The organism is Streptomyces sp. NPDC055955 (assembly GCF_042270245.1).
In the GTDB taxonomy this organism is placed as follows: Bacteria; Actinomycetota; Actinomycetes; order Streptomycetales; family Streptomycetaceae; genus Streptomyces.
In genome coordinates this window covers 22,863-41,173 of record NZ_JBHJYS010000011.1, presented here as the reverse complement: position 1 = coordinate 41,173, position 18,311 = coordinate 22,863, and the positions used below count along the sequence as shown (strand labels likewise).

Sequence of the window (18,311 nt, the reverse complement as noted above, 5' to 3'; positions counted from 1 at the left end):
GGGGCTGATGAAACGGGATGCGAGGCCGGACGGGGGACCGGACGGCGACCGGAGGATGATGCGATGACCGTGACCCTGGCGGACGTGGCGGCCCGCGCCCAGGTCTCCCCCGCCACCGTGTCCCGCGTACTGAACGGCAACTACCCGGTGGCCGCGGCCACGCGCGAGCGGGTGCTGCGCGCGGTGGACGACCTCGACTACGTACTGAACGGGCCGGCCAGCGCCCTGGCCGCCGCCACCTCCGACCTCGTCGGCATCCTCGTGAACGACATCGCCGACCCGTTCTTCGGGATCATGGCCGGGGCCGTGCAGTCCGAGATCGTGGGGCCCGGCGGCCGCGCGGGCGGCGAGCGGCTCGCGGTCGTGTGCAACACCGGCGGGTCGCCCGAGCGCGAACTCACCTATCTGACGCTCCTCCAGCGCCAACGGGCGGCGGCCGTCGTCCTCACGGGCGGCGCCGTCGAGGACGCCGAGCACGCCAGGGCGATCTCCGGGAAGCTGCGGCGCCTCGCGGACGCCGGGACCCGGGTCGTCCTGTGCGGGCGGCCCCCCGTGCCGGACACGGACGCGGTGGCGCTCGCCTTCGACAACCGCGGCGGCGGCAAGGCCCTCACGGACCACCTGCTCGGCCTCGGCCACCGCAGGATCGGCTACATCGCGGGCCCCGAGGAACGGACGACGACCCGCCACCGCCTCGAGGGACACCGTGCGGCGCTGGCGGCACGGGGCGTGCCCGACGACGCCGGGCGGACGGTGCACGGCCCGTACGACCGGCGGTCCGGTTACGAGGCGACGGTCGAACTCCTGCGCCGAGAACCGTCGTTGACGGCCGTGGTCGCCGCGAACGACACGGTGGCGCTCGGCGCGTGCGCAGCGCTGCGGGAGGCGGGCCTGAGCATCCCCGGGGACGTCTCCGTGGCCGGCTTCGACGACCTGCCGTTCAGTGTGGACGCGGTACCGGCCCTCACGACGGTCCGGCTGCCGCTGGCGGAGGCCGGGGCCCGCGCGGGCCGCATCGCCATGGGCCGCGAGGCGGCTCCCGCCGGAGGGACGGCAGTGGTTCAAGGGGAGTTGATGGTGCGGGGGTCGACCGGGGCTCCGTCCAAGGCGTAGGCCTCCGGCCGACGAGCGGGGCGCCACGCCCGGGCGCGGGCCGGGGCACAAGGCAAGACCCTTGAGCCTGGGCCGGCGAGACGCCACGCCCGGACACGGGCCGACGACCGACACCCCACCACCGGAAACCGACCGGAGCACAAGGCACGACCCTTGAACGCGGGCCGGCGAGACGCCACGCCCGCACACGGGCCGACGACCGACGCACCGCCACCGGAAACCGGCCTGGGCACGAGGCAAGACCCTTGAGCCCGGGCCGGCGAGGTGCCGCGCGGCGTGGGCCTTGTCACCCGGCCGCCGCAGCCCCGCCCGGCGCGCCCTTGACCCGTGTCAGGGGACAGGTAGCGTCCCCGCCATGAAACTGGCCTTCTCCACGCTCGGGGTTCCCGGGCTTCCCCTCGCCGATGTCGTCCGGCTCGCCGGCGATCACGGGTATCACGGTGTCGAGCTGCGCGCCCATCCCGAGGAACCCGTACACCCGGGGCTCGGTCCCACCGAACGGGCGGACGCCGCCGCCGAGTTCAAGGCCGCCGGGGTCGAGATCCTCGGGCTCGCCGGGTACGCGCGGGTGGCGGCTCCCGGCGAGGACGAACCCGTGATCGCGGAGATCAGGTCACTCCTCGAACTCGCCCGCGACGTCGGAGCGCCCTACGTACGCGTCTTCCCGGGCGGCGGAACCGAGCAGAGCCGCGCCGAGGCCGACGCCGCGGCCGCCCGGCGCCTGGGCACCGCCGCCGAGTACGCCGCAGACCTCGGCGTCCGCATCCTCCTGGAGACCCACGACTCGCACCGCACCGGCGCCGACGCGACACGCGTGCTCGGCACGGTCGGACACCGGCAGGTCGGCGCCCTGTGGGACGTCATGCACACATGGCTCGGCGGCGAGCAGCCCGTTCAGTCGTACGCGGCGCTGTCCCCGCACCTGGGCTACGTCCAGGTGAAGGACATCGCGGGGACCGACGACACGACGCCGCTCGCGCTGGGCGCGGGCGTGCTGCCGCTCACCGAGGTCGTGGACGTGCTGTGCCGCGAGGGCTGGGACGGGTGGCTGTGCTGGGAGTACGAGAAGCGCTGGTACCCGGACGCCGCCCCGCTGCCCGGGCTTCTGACGGCCGGGCGCGAGCATCTCGACCGGCTGCTCAACGAGTCGGCGTAGACGCCTGTCCGAACACCTTCGCGAAGGCCTCGTGGAAGCCGGGGAACGTCTTCCGCACGCACCCCGGGTCGTCGAACGTGACGCCACCCGGGGTCCGCAGGCCCGTCACCGCGAAGGACATCGCGATGCGGTGATCCCCGTACGTGGTGATCCGTGCCGGGGCCGGGGTGCCCGGCTGGATCTCGATCCAGTCGGGTCCCGTCGCCACCGTCACCCCGAGCGCGCGCAGGTTCTGCGCGCAGGCGTCCAGGCGGTCGCACTCCTTGACGCGGGTGTTGTGCACGTCCTCGATACGGACCGGGCCGCTCGCGTACGGCGCGATCGCGGCGAGCGTCGGCATCGTGTCGGAGATGTCCCGCATGTTGACCGTGACGCCGGACAGGCCCGCGGGGCCGGGGGCGGTGACCGTGGTGCGGTCCGCCGTCGTCGTCACCCCGGCGCCCATGCGCCGCAGTACGTCGACGAACGCCAGGTCGCCCTGGAGCGCGTCCTTCCCGAGCCCTTCGACGGTGATCTCGCCGCCGGTGACGGCCGCCGCCGCGAAGAAGTAGCTCGCCGTCGAGGCGTCGGGTTCGATCGCGTAGGTGGTGGCTCGGTAGCCGCCGGGCGCGACCGTGAACACGTCCCCGTCACGGCGGACTTCGGCCCCGAAGCTGCGCATCATGGCGAGGGTGATCCCGATGTACGGCGCCGAGACCAGGTCGGTGACCGTGATGCGCAGTCCGGTCCTGGTCAGCGGGCCGAGCAGCAGGAGCGCGGTGAGGTACTGGGAGGACTGGCCCGCGTCGAGGGTGACGTCGCCGCCCCGGACTCCGGCCGCCGTGACCGTGAGCGGATGATGCCCCTCGGCCTCCTCGTGACGGAGGTCCACACCCAGGTCGCGCAGGGCCCTGGTGAGCGGCGCGAGGGGACGGCGGCGCATCTGGGGCGAGGCGTCGAAGCGGTACGTGCCGTGCGCGGCGGCCGCGGTGAGTGTGGGCAGGAAGCGAGAGGTGGTCGCGCCGTCCCGGCAGTACACGTCGACGTCCGTGGTGGCGGGGCCCGTCGGGCGGCCCTCGATGTGCCAGGCGTCCGGGCCGCGTTCGACGCCGTAGCCGAGGCGGAGCAGTCCTTCGGCGAAGCCCTCGGTGTCGTCGGAGCTGAGGGGGCGTACGAGGGTGGTGGTGCCCTGCGCGGCCGCGGCGAGGAACAGGGCCCTCGCCGTCACGGACTTGGAACCGGGGATCTCAACGACTGGCATGCGCTTCATGGTCCTCGACGGCCGGCGCGGGCGCCGGAGTGTCCACACGCTGGACGGCGCGGTTCCGGGGAGCGGGCGCGAGCGAGGCGAGGGCGACACCGCCGACGAGCAGCGCGGCCGCGCACCAGCGCAGAGGGCTGACGCTCTCGCCGAGGAAGAGTGCGGCGGACGACATCCCGAACACCGGGACGAGCAGCGAGAACGGGGCGACCGACGAGGCGGGGTGGCTGCGCAGCAGGAAGCTCCAGGCGCCGAAGCCGAAGAGCGTGGTGACCCAGGCGACGAACGCGATGATGCCGGCGCCGCTCCAGTCGAGCTCCGCGAGCGCCCGTGTGTCGCGGTCCCAGCCCTCGAAGGTGAGGGAGAGCGCGAGCAGCGGCAGAACGGGGACGGCCGACGTCCACACCATGAAGGTGAAGGGGGCGGACGGCGCCGCCTTGCGGGTGAGGACGTTCGAGACGCCCCAGCCGACGGCGGCCAGGACGACGAGCGTGAAGCCGAGCAGGGGGCCGCTCGCACCCTCGTCGGCGGCGGCGACGCCGATCCCGGCGAGCGCGACGGCCATGCCGGCCAGGCGGATCGGGCCGGGCCGTTCGCCGAGCGCGACGAAGGCGAACAGGGCGGTGAACACGGCCTGGATCTGCAGGACGAGGGAGGAGAGCCCGGCGGGCATCCCCTGGTTCATGCCGACGAAGAGCAGACCGAACTTCATGACGCCGAGGGCCAGTCCGACACCGACGACGCATCCCCAGGTCCTCACCTTCGCTCGCGCAGGGGAGACCCCGTCCCACGCCACCTCGGGCCGCCCCACGAAGAACACGGCGGGCAGTGCCGCGACGAGGAAGCGCAGCGCCGAGAAGAGCAGCGGCGGGAAGTGGTCGAGGCCGACCTCGATGACGACGAAGTTGACGCCCCAGATGGCGGCGACGAGGACGGCGAGCGCGATGTGGGAAGGGCGCATGGGGAGCGTAGGAGCCATGCGTCGAGGATCACCGGGCACAACCGTGTAGCACCAGCGCGAATGTCTGCATGGTTGAATTCAGCAGCGCTAACGAATACCTCCAGATCCCGCCCCAGACCCACCGGGAGGCCGGCATGCTCGATCTTCAGCGGCTGCGCGCGCTGCACGCCGTCTCCGTGCACGGCACGGTCGGGGCCGCCGCGGCGGCGCTCGGCTACACGCCGTCCGCGGTCTCGCAGCAGATCTCCAAGCTGGAGCGGGAGACGAGGACCGTGCTCCTCGAACGGCACGGACGGGGCGTCCGCCTCACCGACGAGGCCCTCGAACTCGCCCGTACGGCACAGGACTTGATGGTCATCGTCGAGCGGGCCGAGACCGATCTGGAGGAGCGGCGCGGGCTCCCGGCCGGGCGGCTGACGATCGCCGCGTTCGCGTCGGCGGCGCGCGGTCTGCTGCCGTCCGTCCTCGCGGATCTCGCCGTACGGCATCCCGCGCTGGATGCCCGGCTCACGGAGGTCGACCCGCATCTTTCGGTCGACCTGGTCGCCAAGGGGGCCGTCGACCTGGCCGTCGCCCACGACTGGGACATCGCCCCGCTGCCGGCCCCCGCCGGCGTGGAGCAGGCCGCCATCGGGGACGACCTGTGCGACCTGCTCGTACCGGCAGGGCATCCGCTCGCCGGACGTGACGCGGTGCGCCGCGAGGAACTCGGCGGCGAGCGGTGGGTGTCACAGCCGCCGGGGCGGGTGTGCCACGACTGGCTGGTGCGGACGCTGCGGGCGGCGGGCTTCGAGCCCGACATCAGACACCAGGCCGAGGAGAACCCGACGCTGACCGCGCTCGTCGCGGCCGGGCTGGGCGTCGCGCTGATCCCCCGGCTCGGCCGCGGCCCGCTGCCGGACGGCGTCGTCGCCGTGCCGCTGGACCCCATGCCCGTACGGCACCTGTACGCGCTGTGGCGGACAGGTGCGTCACGCAGGCCGGCCATCGCGGAGGCCGTACGGACGCTGCGGGAGCGGTGGGGCGAGGTCACCCGGGAGCCGGAACAGACGGACCAGACGGACCAGACGGGTTAGAGGGATCGGACGGGTTAGAGGGATCGGATGAGTTAGAGGGATCGGACAGATCGGGTGAATCAGGGGAGCAGGTGGAGCAGACGGGCCAGGACCGCCGACCGGCAGTCAGGAGGGATGCCGCCCCCTGGCTCCAGCGGCGCGCCCCCTCCCTCGCGCCGGCGACAGCCCCTTCCTCGGCCCTTCCGCCGCCCCGACTGCGCGCACCCTTGACTGGCAGAAACTTTCCGGATAATCGTGACCCTCGGAAGTTTCTTTCAGGACATGGATCACCAGTTCTCCTCCGGAAGGAGTGCGCACGTGCATCACAGTCTGTCCAGACGCACCCTGCTCGCCGCCGCCACCGCGGGCGCCGCCGCGGTCACCCTGTCCGGCGCCCCGGCCCAGGCCGACGACGCGTCACGCAAGGACAAGGACGCGCGACTCAAGCAGCTCATCTCCCGGATGAGCCTCGAGGAGAAGGTCGGCCAGCTCTTCGTGATGCGGGTCTACGGCCACTCCGCCACCGACCCCGACCAGGCCGACATCGACGCCAACCTCGCCGAGATCGGCGTCCGCACCGCGGCCGAGCTGATCGACAAGTACAAGCTCGGCGGCATCATCTACTTCACCTGGGCGCACAACACCCGCGACCCGCACCAGATCGCCGACCTGTCGAACGGCATCCAGCGCGCGGGCCTCGCCCAGCCGAGCCGTATCCCGCTGCTCATCTCCACCGACCAGGAACACGGCATCGTCTGCCGCGTCGGCGAGCCCGCGACACTCTTCCCGGGCGCCATGGCCATCGGTGCGGGCGGCTCGCGCTCCGACGCCCGCACCCTGGGCCGGATCGCCGGCGCCGAACTGCGCGCGGTAGGCATCCGCCAGAACTACGCGCCCGACGCCGACGTGAACATCAACCCGGCCAACCCGGTCATCGGCGTGCGGTCCTTCGGCGCCGACCCCGAGGCCGTCGCGGGCCTGGTCGCCTCCGAGGTCAAGGGCTACCAGAGCGCCGACATCGCCTCCACGGCCAAGCACTTCCCCGGCCACGGCGACACCGCCACCGACAGCCACTTCGGCTTCCCGATCATCACGCACACGCGCGAGCAGTGGCAGAAGATCGACGCGCCCCCGTTCAAGGCCGCGATCGCCGCGGGCATCGATTCGATCATGACCGCGCACATCATGGTCCCCGACCTCGACGGCTCGGGCGACCCGGCGACGCTCTCGCATCCGATCATGACGGGCATCCTGCGCCAGGAACTCGGCTTCGAGGGCCTCATCGTCACCGACTCCCTCGGCATGCAGGGCGTCCGCGACAAGTACGGCGACGACCGTGTGCCGGTGCTCGCCCTGAAGGCGGGCGTGGACCAGCTCCTCAACCCGCCCTCCCTGGAGGTGTCCTGGAACGCCGTCCTCGACGCCGTGAAGAGCGGCGAGCTGACGGAGGAGCGCCTCGACGAGTCGATCCTGCGCGTCCTGCGCCTCAAGGAGAAGCTGGGCCTGTTCGACGAGCCGTACGTCACCGGCCGTGGCGTCGACAAGAGCGTCGGCACCCGGGAGCACCTGGCCGCCGCCGACCGCATCGCCGAGGCCACCACGACGCTCCTGCTCAACAAGAACGGGCTGCTCCCGCTGTCGCGCCGCACCCACAGGAACATCCTCGTGGTCGGCGCCGACCCGGCCTCCCCCTCCGGCACGACGGGCCCGCCGACGACGACGCTCGGCCAGGCCCTGACCGAACTCGGCTTCACCGCGACGGTGTTGTCGACCGGGACGGCGCCGAACCAGGCGAAGATCGACGAGGCGGTCGCCGCCGCTCAGGGCAAGGACGCGGTCCTGGTCGGCACGTACAACGTCACGAAGGGCAGCGCTCAGCAGCGGCTCGTGAACGCCCTGGCCGCCACCGGCGTCCCGGTCGTCGCGGTCGCGATCCGCAACCCGTACGACATCGCGCAGGTGCCCGGCGTCGGGGCCTCGCTCGCCTCGTACTCGTGGACCGACGTCGAACTGCGGGCCGCGGTGCGGGTGATCGCCGGCCGGGCCAGGCCGCGGGGCAAGCTGCCCGTGCCCGTGCAGCAGGCCGACGATCCGGCGCAGGTGCTGTACCCGATCGGGTACGGGTTGTCGTACTAGACGTACGCCGCACACCCGGCGCACCACCCCACCCTGCCCGAACCACCCCGTACGCCTGGCGTGCGCCCGCCCCGGCGGGTCACGCTGGGGGTGCGTATCGGGGGGTTTGCCATGCTTGCGTGGAACAGGGCTCGGTGGGTGGGTGCGGTGTGCGCGGCGTCGCTCGTCATGCCGCTCGCGGCGTGTCAGGGGGCGCCGGACGCGGGGGCCGGCGGACCTTCGCCGGGAGCCGACCGGTCGCCGTCGGGGTACGGGGCGGTGTTCCTCGCCGTGGACGAGTGCAGCTCGCACGGGCGTGAGACGTTCACCGAGGTGCCGTGCAGGAGTGAGCGGGCGGTGGCGCGGGTCACCGCGCGCTACGACGGAAAGGCGGCGGACGGGCCGATGTGCCCGGCCCGCACCGACTTCGTCCTGCACATCACCGAGGACCGGCCCTCGCTCGTCGGGAGCGACGGAACCGCCGCCGGGGAGATCCCGCGGGGCTACGCCTGCATGCGCAACCTGGAGCCGCCGCACCCCGGGGATCCGGGGGGCGGCGGCGGGCCCCGCACGATCGTCGGGGACTGCGTGTACGCGGCGGGCCGCGGCCAGGTCCGCGAGACCGCCTGCGACGGCTCCGGCAGGGAGAAACCCCAGTACCGGGTGGCCGCCGCGGCGGTCGAGCGCGCCGAGTGCCCCGCGCTCACGGCGTTGTACGTGACGCTGGGCGGGTCCGAACCGGTGGGATGCGCGGTCCGGGTGCAGCCCCGGCGGTTACGGCCGCAGGGTCAGCTCACGCTGGACGTCACGCTTGTCGAGCCTGGCGTCGTACGGGGCCAGCGGCTTGGCGGCCTGCGCGGCGGGGGCGGAGACGCCGGCCCACTTCAGGATCCGCTCCGTGGCGAAGGTCTTGTCGTCGGCGTTCAGACCGGCGACGTTCGCCCCGTGGTTGGCGCCGGGGGCGGTGAGCACGTACGAGTCCGTCGAGCCCTTGCCGGGGCGGAACCGCTCGGCGCCCCACGGGTCGTTGGAGCCGTAGACGTACAGCATCCGCGTCGCGTGGTGACGCACCCAGGAGTCCACGTCGCGCATCGCCGACGGCTGGAACTTCATCGGGATGGAGCGCGGCACGAAGTTGCGCGGCGGCTGGTAGCCGTAGCGCGACAGGTTGCCCAGCCAGGGCTGCTTGATGTCGGGCGAGCCGAGCTGCGTACCCGCCTGGTAGTAGTACGGCGTGTACGTGGCGAGGCTCTGGTCCGCGTACGAGGACCAGCCGCCGACCGCGTCGACGTAGTCGAAGAGCGCCTGGTCCGTGACCGTCGCGGCGTCGGGCACCTCGGCGCACGCCGTCTGCGACGGCTGGTACTGCCAGAAGCCCCACACCAGGTCGAGGACGGTGGCCTCGTAGGCCTTGTCCAGCGAACCGACGGTGTCCACCGTGTAGTTGTTGGCCTTCAGGTACTCCGCGTACTTCTTCTCCAGGGCGTCGCGGCGCACCAGCGTCTCGCGCTGCACGTCCTGCAGGGCCACGCGGCAGTCCTTCGGGCCGACCGTCTTGAAGAAGTCGTCGTACGCCGAGTCCTCCTTGTTCACGACGTCGTTCGGCGCGACGTACGCGACGACGCCGTCCATGTCGCGCGGGTAGAAGCGCTCGTAGTACGTGGCCGTCATGCCGCCCTTGGAGCCGCCGGTGGTCAGCCAGTTCTTGCCGTAGACCGGCTTGAGGGCCTGGTAGATGGCGTGCTGGTCACTGGCCGCCTGCCAGATGTCGAGCTTGGACCAGTCGGCCGGGGCGGGCCGGGAAGGGGTGAAGTAGCGGTACTCCACGGAGATCTGGTTGCCGTCGACGATGCGGGTCGGCTCGCTGCGGCTGGGCGTCGTGGACACGTTGTAGCCGCTGGTGAACATGACCGTCGGGCGGCTGACGTCCTTGTGCAGCACGGTGATGCGCTGCTGGAACGTGCCCTTGGACGGGTGCCGGTGGTCGACCGGCTGGGTGTAGTTGAGGACGAAGTAGCGGTAGCCGGTGTAGGGCTTCTCCTCCACCAGGCTCATGCCGGGTATGGCGAGGAGCCGGTCCTTGATATCGGTACTGGTGTCGGCGGCCGCCGGCCGGGCCTGAGCGGCGGTGGCCGCTGTGGCCGTGCTCACGGTGCCTATCAGCACCACGAGCGCCAGCAGCCATCTCAGCGCATTGCGCATGCATACTCCCCTGTAGAACACAGATGCGCACCGGAACCTAGCGGAGGAACATCTGTTCTGTCAGGGGTTCTTGATGTTCTGTGAGCGCACGGGGCGCGTTCAGCAAAGGATCCAGCCGGAGCTCACCGACGCCCCGCCGACCGCACCCCTCACCCACACGCAGCGGTGACCCGTGTGGACGGTCACCGGGCCCGCGTGGTGGGTGTAGCGCCCGCTGTCCTGAACCGGCCTGCTGCCGCGCGCCTGCACGCTGACCGACATCTTCTGCCGTACGCCGTCGCGCTTGGTGAGGGTGACCGCGCAGAGGTAGTTGCCGCTGCGGTAGAGGACCGTCCTGCCGGTGGAGAACGGCAGGGTGCGCACCTTGTGGCCGGGACAGATCGCCGCGGCCTGGGCCGTGCCGACGGCCGGACCCGCCAGGGCCAGCAGCGCCGAGGAGGTCAGTACTGCCGCCGCGGCCGCCAGCCGTCTGCGTATGCCGCCTTCGCTCATGCCTCCACCCACCGTCGTCCCTCCCGTCACGTGTGCCACAGCGTACTGATGAACGGACGCCGCACACAGGGCCGGTGGTTGCACCGGTCCTCCGTCACAGCGAAGAGCTGATCTCCGCCTCGGGCTCGGGCTCGCCGGCGAAGGTCCGCCACAGCTCGGCGTACCGCCCGCCGAGCGAGAGGAGCTCGGCGTGCGTGCCGTCCTCCGCGACGCGCCCGTCGGCCATCACGACGACCCGGTCGGCGCGGGCCGCGGTGGTGAGCCGGTGCGCGACGACGAGGGTCGTGCGCTTGCCCGCGATCCGGTCCGTGGCCTGGTTGACCTGAGCCTCCGTGGCGAGGTCGAGCGCGGCGGTCGCCTCGTCGAGCAGCAGGATGTCGGGGTCGACGAGCTCGGCGCGGGCCAGCGCGATCAACTGCCGCTGCCCGGCCGACAGGTTGCGGCCGCGCTCGGCGACCTCGTGGAGGTAGCCGCCTTCCAGGGTGGCGATCATCTCGTGCGCGCCGACCGCGCGGGCCGCCGCCTCCACCTGGGCGTCGGTCGCGTCGGGGCGGCCGTAGGCGATGGCGTCGCGCACGGTGCCCTGGAAGAGGTACGCCTCCTGCGGTACGACGCCGAGGCGGTGGCGGTAGCTCGTCAGGTCGAGGGCGCGCAGGTCGGTGCCGTCGACGGTGACGCGGCCCGCCGTCGGGTCGTAGAAGCGGGCGACGAGCTTGACGAGGGTCGACTTGCCCGCGCCGGTCTCGCCGACGAAGGCGACGGTCTGCCCGGCGGGGATACGCAGGGCCACGTCGCTGAGCGCCGCCTCGGAGCCGTCGGCGGCCCCGTAGGCGAAGTCCACGTCCTCGAAGGCGATCTCGCCGCGCAGGGAGAGGACGTCGAGGGGTTCCTCCGCGTCCTTCGTGGACGTCGGCTCCTGGAGCAGCTCCTGGATGCGGCCGAGCGAGACGGTGGCCTGCTGGTAGCCGTCGAAGACCTGGGAGAGCTGCTGCACGGGCGCGAAGAACAGGTCGATGTACAGGAGGTACGCGACGAGCGCGCCGGTCGTCAGGGTGCCCGCCTCGACCCGGCCCGCGCCCACCATCAGGACCGCGGCCGCGGCGACGGACGACAGGAACTGCACGAACGGGAAGTACACCGAGATCAGCCACTGGCCGCGGATACGGGCGCTGCGGTAGGCGCCGCTGCGCTCGGCGAACCGCTCGGCGCCCGCGCGCTCGCGCCGGAACGCCTGCACGATCCGCAGTCCGGCGACGGACTCCTGGAGGTCGGCGTTGACCACCGAGACACGCTCACGGGCGAGTTCGTACGCCTTGACGCTGGAGCGGCGGAAGAAGAACGTGCCGACGATCAGCGGCGGCAGCGTCACGAAGACGACCAGGGCGAGCTGGACGTCGATGACGAGCAGCGCGCCCATGATGCCGAAGAACGTGACGACGGAGACGAAGGCGGTGACCAGGCCCGTCTGGAGGAACGTCGACAGGGCGTCCACGTCGGTCGTCATCCGGGTCATGATGCGCCCGGTCAGCTCCCGCTCGTAGTAGTCGAGGCCGAGCCGCTGGAGCTGGGAGAAGATCTTCAGGCGCAGCGAGTAGAGGACCCGCTCGCCGGTGCGTCCCGTCATGCGGGTCTCGCCGATCTGCGCGCACCACTGGACGAGCACGGTGACCAGGCCGAGTCCGGCGGCCGCCCACACGGCGCCGAGCGCGAGCTGCGAGACACCCTCGTCGATGCCGTGCCGGATCAGCACGGGGAGCAGCAGCCCCATGCCCGCGTCCAGCGCGACGAGCACGAGGCTGATCAGCAAAGGCGCGCCGAATCCGCGCAGCAGGCGGCGCAGCCCGTACGACTCCTCGGCCGTCACGGCGCGCGCCTCGTCGATGTCCGGGACATCGGTCGCGGCGGGCAGGGCCTCGACCTGCGCGAGCAGCTCGGGCGTCGCGGGCATCCCGGCGAGCGCCCGGTCCTCGCCGTTCTTCGCCTCGCGGTCACCCGTCCACAGGGTGGGGGTGATGCCTCGCTCGGCGTCGAACTCGGCGTCCAGCTCGTCGCGTACGGAGGTGTCCTCGTCGGGCAGCGCGGGCGTGACGTGGCCCGGCGAGACACCGCCGAGCTCGTCGGGGTCGGTGAGCAGGCGCCGGTAGAGGGCCGATCCGGCCTCCAGCTCCTCGTGGGTGCCGATCGCGGCGAGGCGCCCGCCGTCGAGGACGGCGATGCGGTCGGCGAGGCCGAGGGTCGAGCGGCGGTGCGCGATGAGGAGGGTGGTGCGGCCGGCCATGACGCCGCGCAGTGCCTCGTGGATCTCGTGTTCCACCCGCGCGTCGACGGCGGACGTGGCGTCGTCGAGGACGAGCAGACGGGGGTCGGTGAGGATGGCGCGGGCGAGCGCGATGCGCTGGCGCTGGCCGCCGGAGAGGGTGAGGCCGTGCTCGCCGACGGTCGTGTCGTAGCCGTCGGGGAGCTCGGCGATGAAGCGGTCGGCCTGGGCGGCGCGGGCCGCGGTCTCGATCTGCTCGTCGCTCGCGTCGGGGGCGCCGTACGCGATGTTCGCGCGGATGGTGTCGGAGAAGAGGAAGGAGTCCTCGGGCACGAGCCCGATCGCGGCCCGCAGCGAGTCGAGGGTCAGTTCGCGCACGTCGTGGCCGCCCACCAGGACGGCACCGTGCGTGACGTCGTAGAAACGCGGCAGGAGCAGCGAGACGGTCGACTTGCCGGAGCCGGAGGAGCCGACGACGGCGAGGGTCTGGCCCGCCGGGATCTCGAAGGACAGTCCGTCGAGTACGGAGCGGTCGGCGCCCTCGTACGAGAACGACACGTCGTCGAACTCGACCGTCGCCGGAGCGTCGGCGGGCAGATCCTTCGTGCCGTCCTCGAGGGACGGCTCCGTGTCGATCAGTTCGAGCACGCGCTCGACGCCGGCGCGGGCCTGCTGGCCGACGGTCAGGACCATGGCGAGCATGCGGACGGGGCCGACGAGCTGGGCGAGGTAGCTGGAGAACGCGACGAACGTGCCGAGCGTGATCTGGCCGCGGACCGCGAGCCAGCCGCCGAGCGCGAGCATCGCGACCTGACCGAGGGCCGGCACGGCCTGGAGTGCGGGGGTGAACTTGGAGTTCAGCCGGATGGTGCGCAGGCGGCCGGCGAACAGCCGCCGCCCGACCTCCCTGAGCTTCCCGGTCTCCTGGTCCTCCTGCCCGAAGCCCTTCACGACGCGCACGCCGGACACCGCCCCGTCCACGACCCCGGCGACGGCGGCGGCCTGCGCCTGCGCGTACCAGGTGGCGGGGTGGAGGCGGGAGCGGCTGCGCTTGGCGATGAACCAGAGGGCGGGGGCGACGGCGAGCGCGACGAGGGTGAGCGGCAGGGACAGCCACGCCATGATCACGAGGGAGATCAGGAAGAGCAGCACGTTCCCGATGGTCATCGGGAGCATGAAGAGCAGGCCCTGGATGAGCTGGAGGTCGCTGGTCGCCCGGCCGACGACCTGGCCGGTGGACAGCTCGTCCTGACGCCGGCCGTCGAGCCGGGTGATCGTCCCGTACATCTCGTTGCGCAGGTCGTGCTGGACGTCGAGCGCGAGGCGGCCGCCGTAGTAGCGGCGGATGTAGGTGAAGACGTAGACGACGAGGGCGGCGCCGATCAGAGCGCCGGCCCACGGGCCCATGGAGCGGGTGTGGTCCTGGACCACGTCATCGATGATCACCTTGGTGATCAGCGGCACCAGCGCCATGACGGCCATGCCGCCCAGCGACGCGCCGAGCGCGAGCACGACGTCCTTCGGGTACCGCCACGCGTACCCGGCCAGACGCCGGCCCCAGCCCCGTTGCTCCGCCACGTGTCCGCCTCCTGTTGTCCTGACCTGCCGAGAGGCCCAACGCGGAGACCGGCGGATTTCATCCCGCCGCAACAAATCGGGGAGCGGACCGGGACCAAGGTCCGAGCCGCCCTGGTCCTCAGGTCCCGGTTCCGTCAGTTCCCGGGCGCAGCGACGAACGCCTCCTTGGGGGTGGTGGTCGGCGTGTAGCGGGACGCAGCAGGGGCGGTCGGTGTCAGATCCTTGTGGATCGCCTTGGCCACGCCCTGGATCGTGTCCACGCCGTAACTCATGGTGCTGTTCCCGTGCGTCAGGACGGAGATCGTGTAGTCGTGTCCGCCGCCCTGGAACGCGCCGATGCTGTGCACGCGCCAGCCGTGCGTGGAGCGCTGCAGCCAGCCGTTCTTGACGTGCACGGCGACGGACGAGGGCGCGCCGGCCGGGGTCCCCCACCGCTGTGAGGACACGACTTTCCCCATGAGCTTGAGGATGTAGGCGCGGGAGTTGTCACTGAGGACGGAGTTCTTGGCGGTGACCAGCGAGAGCAGCTTCTGCTCGTCCTGGACGTTGATCTGGGTCAGCCCCCAGTAGCCACCGGACCCCGGCACGGTCCGCGTCATCCCGGCGGCCTTGAGGAAGCCCTTCACCTTGGTGGTGCCGAGCTGCTTCCACAGCGAGGTGGTGGCCGCGTTGTCCGACTTGGTGATCATGGCGGTGGCGAGGTTCGCCTCGCGCGTCGTCAGATACCGCTCGGTCTTCTTGGCGTCCCAGAGCAGCGTGGCGAGAACGGTCACCTTCACGACACTGGCGGAGTCGTACGAGGACGTGGCCCGCAGCGAACACGTGGTGTTCGTGGTCCGGTCGTGGAGCCCGACGGCGACGGTCCCCTTACGGCTCGCGAGGGCGGCGGTGATGTCCTTCTGGAGCTTCGCGGCGAGGCCGGCCTTGCCGGAGGTGCAGGTGACCTGCGGTGTGGTCGCGGCGGACGCGGGCGCGGCGCCCGCGACGAGCGGCACGAGGACTCCGGCGGCGACGACCGCCGGGAGCACACGGGCAGCGCTTATGGATATGCGGCGAGTCATGCGATTCCCCCCTGGAACGAACCGAGCACGCTCCGATCGAGCGCACTCGCCTCACATGACTCCTGGGTGGGGGCGAAGGGTTGTACGAACCCCGACAGATCCGGGAGTGCGTCATGGCGCTGCCGGGCACCCCGTGGACGCACCCCCAGGCGGACCAGGGACCGCAAACGCCAACGGCCCCCGGGAGGACATCTCCCGGGGGCCGCCGCGCGCACAACCGGTCGCCCCGGTCACCTCAGCCCGGATGCGTACCTCAGCCCAGATGCGTGGGCGCGAACATCTTCAGCAGTGCCGGGAGTACCACGACCGACGGGCCCGGTTCCGCGAGGGCCTTGGCCAGGTCCTCCTGAAGCGTCTCGGGGGACGTGCGTACGCCCGGGACCCCGAAGGACTCGGCGAGCGCCACGAAGTCCGGGCGGGCCAGTTCCGTTGCCGTGGCTTCGCCGAACGCGTCCGTCATGTACTCGCGCAGGATGCCGTAGCCGCCGTCGTCCACGATCAGCCAGGTCACCGGCAGGTTGTACTGCTTCGCCGTGGCCAGTTCCGCGATCGAGTACATCGCGCCGCCGTCGCCCGAGACCGCGAGGACCGGCTTCGACGGGTCGGCCGCGGCGGCGCCGAGCGCGGCCGGGAAGCCGTAGCCGAGGCCGCCCGCGCCCTGCGCCGAGTGCAGCGCGCCCGGCCACGCCGACCAGGCCCAGTACGCCAGGATCGTCATGTCCCAGAAGGAGGGGGAGGAGGCCGGGAGTGCCGCCCTCACAGAACCCAGGATCTCCCGTTCGAAGGCCAGGTCCTGGCCGTCGAGGCGTTCACGGACGGCGGCGAGCAGGGCCGAGACCCGCTCGGGTGCGGACGGGTCCACCCGCTCCGTGACCGTCTCCAGGAGCGCCGAGAGCGCCAGGCGCGCGTCCGCGTGGATGCCGAGCGCCGGGTGGTTGGACTCCAGCTTTCCGGCGTCCGCCTCGATCTGGATCACCCGGCCGCGCGGCGCGAACGTGTGGTAGTTCGAGGAGAGTTCGCCCAGGCCGGAGCCGACGACCAGCAGGACGTCCGCGTCCTCCAGGAGATCCGTCGTGTGGCGGTCCTCCATCCACGACTGGAGCGAGAGCGGGTGCTCCCAGGGGAACGCGCCCTTGCCGCCGAAGGTGCACACGACCGGGGCGTCGACCTTCTCCGCGAGCGCGACCAGCTTGCCGCTCGCGTCCGACCGTACGACGCCGCCGCCCGCGATGATCACGGGGCGCTCGGCGCGGGACAGCAGGTCGGCTGCCACGGCCGTCAGTTCGGGGCGCGGCACCAGGTCGCGCGGGGTCGCGTCCATCGCCGTGACGACCGGAAGGGCCGTCTGTGCGAGGAGCACGTCCTGCGGGATCTCCACCCACACCGGGCCGTGCGGCGCGGTGAGGGCGGACTCCCAGGCGGCGGCGATCGCGGAGGGGATCTGCGACTGCGTCCGCACGGTGTGGACGGACTTGACCACGTCCCGGAACGAGGCCTGCTGGTCGCGCAGTTCGTGCAGATAGCCGTGGCGCCCGCCGCCGAGCCCGGCGACCGGGATCTGGCTGCCGATGGCCAGGACCGGCGCCGAGGCGGCCGCCGCCTCCTGGAGCGCGGCGAGCGACATCAGCGCGCCCGGGCCTGTGGAGAGCAGGAGGGGCGCGACCTCACCGGTCACGCGCCCGTACGCGTCGGCCGCGAAGCCCGCGTTGTTCTCCACGCGCAGGCCCACGTACCGCAGGTCCGAGCGGCGCAGCGCGTCGAACATGCCGAGCGCGTGCTGGCCGGGGAGCCCGAAGACGGTGGACGCGCCGAGGCCGTGCAGCGTCTCGACGACGAGGTCACCGCCGTTGCGGCCGGGCGGAGGGTTCAGGGCGGCTTCGGTCTGCGCGGCCGTCGGCAGCAGTTCCAGGTCGTGGTCGTGGGTCATGGGTCCCTCGGGGCGTGGCGTGGTCGGTCGGGTGCGGCCCGGTGGCCGGGTTGCGCCCACCCGTTCCTCCCTCAGGTGTCTGAAGGACCTGGGGGACCCCCAGCGGAACGGGTGTCCACAACCCGACCAGGACTACTTCGCCGCGCGGCTCTGCGCGATCTGACGCGACATGATCGTCGTCAGCTCGTACGCGGTGTGCGAGGCGGCGACGGCGGTGATCTCCGCGTGGTCGTAGGCCGGGGCGACCTCGACGACGTCGGCGGAGACGAGGTTGCAGGACGACAGGCCGCGCAGGATCTCCAGGAGCTCGCGCGAGGTCATGCCGCCGGCCTCGGGGGTGCCGGTGCCGGGCGCGTGGGCCGGGTCGAGGCAGTCGATGTCGATGGAGATGTACAGCGGGCGGTCGCCGATGCGCTGGCGCAGCTGGTCGGCGACCTCGTCGGCGCCGCGGCGGTAGATGTCCGCCGAGGTGACGATGCCGAAGCCCATCTTCTCGTCGTCGGTCAGGTCCTGCTTGCCGTACAGCGGGCCGCGCGTGCCGACGTGGGAGAGCGCCTCGGTGTCGAGGATGCCCTCCTCGACGGCGCGGCGGAACGGGGTGCCGTGCGTGTACTCGGCGCCGAAGTACGTGTCCCACGTGTCGAGGTGCGCGTCGAAGTGGAGCAGCGCGACCGGGCCGTGCTTCTTGGCGACCGAGCGCAGCAGCGGCAGCGCGATGGTGTGGTCGCCGCCGAGCGTCATCATGCGGGCGCCGGTGCCGAGGAGGTCGTCGGCCGCGGCCTCGATCGTCTCGACGGCCTCGTTGATGTTGAACGGGTTGGCCGCGATGTCTCCGGCGTCCGCGACCTGCGCGAGGGCGAACGGGGAGGCGTCCTGCGCCGGGTTGTACGGGCGCAGCAGCCGGGACGCCTCGCGGATCGCGTTGCCGCCGAAGCGGGCACCCGGCCGGTACGAGACGCCCGTGTCGAAGGGCACGCCCACGACGGCCACGTCCGCGGTGCCCACCTCGTCGAGGCGGGGCAGCCGGGCGAAGGTGGCGGGACCGGCGTACCGCGGGACGCGGGAGGAGTCGACCGGACCGCGGGGCGTCTCGTTGCTGCTCATGCGAATTGCCTTCTTTCCTACGCTTCAAGGCGCTGCGCAGCCCTGGACGG

General features: G+C 72.2%; 12 protein-coding genes and 1 pseudogene. 5 read left to right on the top strand and 8 right to left on the bottom strand.

Going from position 1 to position 18,311, the window contains the following annotated elements; all coding sequences use genetic code 11:
• Positions 1-63 precede the first annotated feature (63 nt).
• Complete coding sequence (locus ACFC96_RS22505) at positions 64-1,113, top strand: LacI family DNA-binding transcriptional regulator (protein ID WP_376256397.1); 1,050 nt, start codon at positions 64-66, stop codon at positions 1,111-1,113.
• 355 nt (positions 1,114-1,468) lie between these two features.
• A complete protein-coding gene (locus tag ACFC96_RS22500; RefSeq protein WP_376613795.1) occupies positions 1,469-2,269 on the top strand; it encodes a sugar phosphate isomerase/epimerase family protein in 801 nt (266 codons plus the stop codon).
• Here ACFC96_RS22500 and aroA read toward each other — a convergent pair.
• Both aroA and ACFC96_RS22490 read right to left on the bottom strand, forming a co-directional pair.
• Positions 2,253-3,509: a 3-phosphoshikimate 1-carboxyvinyltransferase gene (aroA, locus tag ACFC96_RS22495; protein ID WP_376256401.1), complete on the bottom strand. Its 1,257-nt coding sequence runs from the start codon at positions 3,507-3,509 to the stop codon at positions 2,253-2,255. The genes ACFC96_RS22500 and aroA overlap by 17 nt on opposite strands.
• Positions 3,496-4,470 carry an EamA family transporter gene (locus tag ACFC96_RS22490; protein ID WP_376613981.1) on the bottom strand — a complete coding sequence of 325 codons (975 nt, stop codon included), beginning with the start codon at positions 4,468-4,470 and terminating at the stop codon, positions 3,496-3,498. The genes aroA and ACFC96_RS22490 overlap by 14 nt, the downstream gene beginning before the upstream one ends.
• Before the next feature lie 134 nt (positions 4,471-4,604).
• On the opposite strand from ACFC96_RS22490, the gene ACFC96_RS22485 reads away from it, so the two are divergent.
• The 3 genes and pseudogenes from ACFC96_RS22485 to ACFC96_RS22475 all read left to right on the top strand — a co-directional run.
• Positions 4,605-5,546: a LysR family transcriptional regulator gene (locus tag ACFC96_RS22485; RefSeq protein WP_376613793.1), complete on the top strand. Its 942-nt coding sequence runs from the start codon at positions 4,605-4,607 to the stop codon at positions 5,544-5,546.
• Positions 5,547-5,807: 261 nt separating this feature from the next.
• The gene (locus tag ACFC96_RS22480; RefSeq protein WP_376613791.1) at positions 5,808-7,661 is read left to right on the top strand and encodes a glycoside hydrolase family 3 protein; all 1,854 of its coding nucleotides are present in this window, start codon (positions 5,808-5,810) and stop codon (positions 7,659-7,661) included.
• Between the two features lie 168 nt (positions 7,662-7,829).
• Positions 7,830-8,393, top strand: a pseudogene (locus ACFC96_RS22475) (hypothetical protein); the annotation flags it as partial.
• Between the two features lie 21 nt (positions 8,394-8,414).
• Here the strand turns inward: ACFC96_RS22475 and ACFC96_RS22470 are convergent.
• From ACFC96_RS22470 to speB, 6 genes are all read right to left on the bottom strand, one after another.
• A complete protein-coding gene (locus tag ACFC96_RS22470) occupies positions 8,415-9,842 on the bottom strand; it encodes a S28 family serine protease (RefSeq protein ID WP_376256409.1) in 1,428 nt (475 codons plus the stop codon).
• Between the two features lie 99 nt (positions 9,843-9,941).
• The gene (locus ACFC96_RS22465; RefSeq protein WP_376256411.1) at positions 9,942-10,334 is read right to left on the bottom strand and encodes a hypothetical protein; all 393 of its coding nucleotides are present in this window, start codon (positions 10,332-10,334) and stop codon (positions 9,942-9,944) included.
• A gap of 94 nt (positions 10,335-10,428) precedes the next feature.
• Positions 10,429-14,169, bottom strand: coding sequence for an ABC transporter ATP-binding protein (locus ACFC96_RS22460; RefSeq protein WP_376613789.1), 3,741 nt, complete (start codon positions 14,167-14,169; stop codon positions 10,429-10,431).
• A 134-nt stretch (positions 14,170-14,303) separates the two neighbouring features.
• A complete protein-coding gene (locus ACFC96_RS22455; RefSeq protein WP_376613787.1) occupies positions 14,304-15,230 on the bottom strand; it encodes a serine hydrolase in 927 nt (308 codons plus the stop codon).
• Between the two features lie 253 nt (positions 15,231-15,483).
• Positions 15,484-17,157, bottom strand: coding sequence for a thiamine pyrophosphate-binding protein (locus ACFC96_RS22450; RefSeq protein WP_376613785.1), 1,674 nt, complete (start codon positions 17,155-17,157; stop codon positions 15,484-15,486).
• 132 nt (positions 17,158-17,289) lie between these two features.
• Positions 17,290-18,261, bottom strand: coding sequence for an agmatinase (gene speB / locus ACFC96_RS22445; RefSeq protein WP_266564021.1), 972 nt, complete (start codon positions 18,259-18,261; stop codon positions 17,290-17,292).
• Between the last annotated feature and the right edge of the window lie 50 nt (positions 18,262-18,311).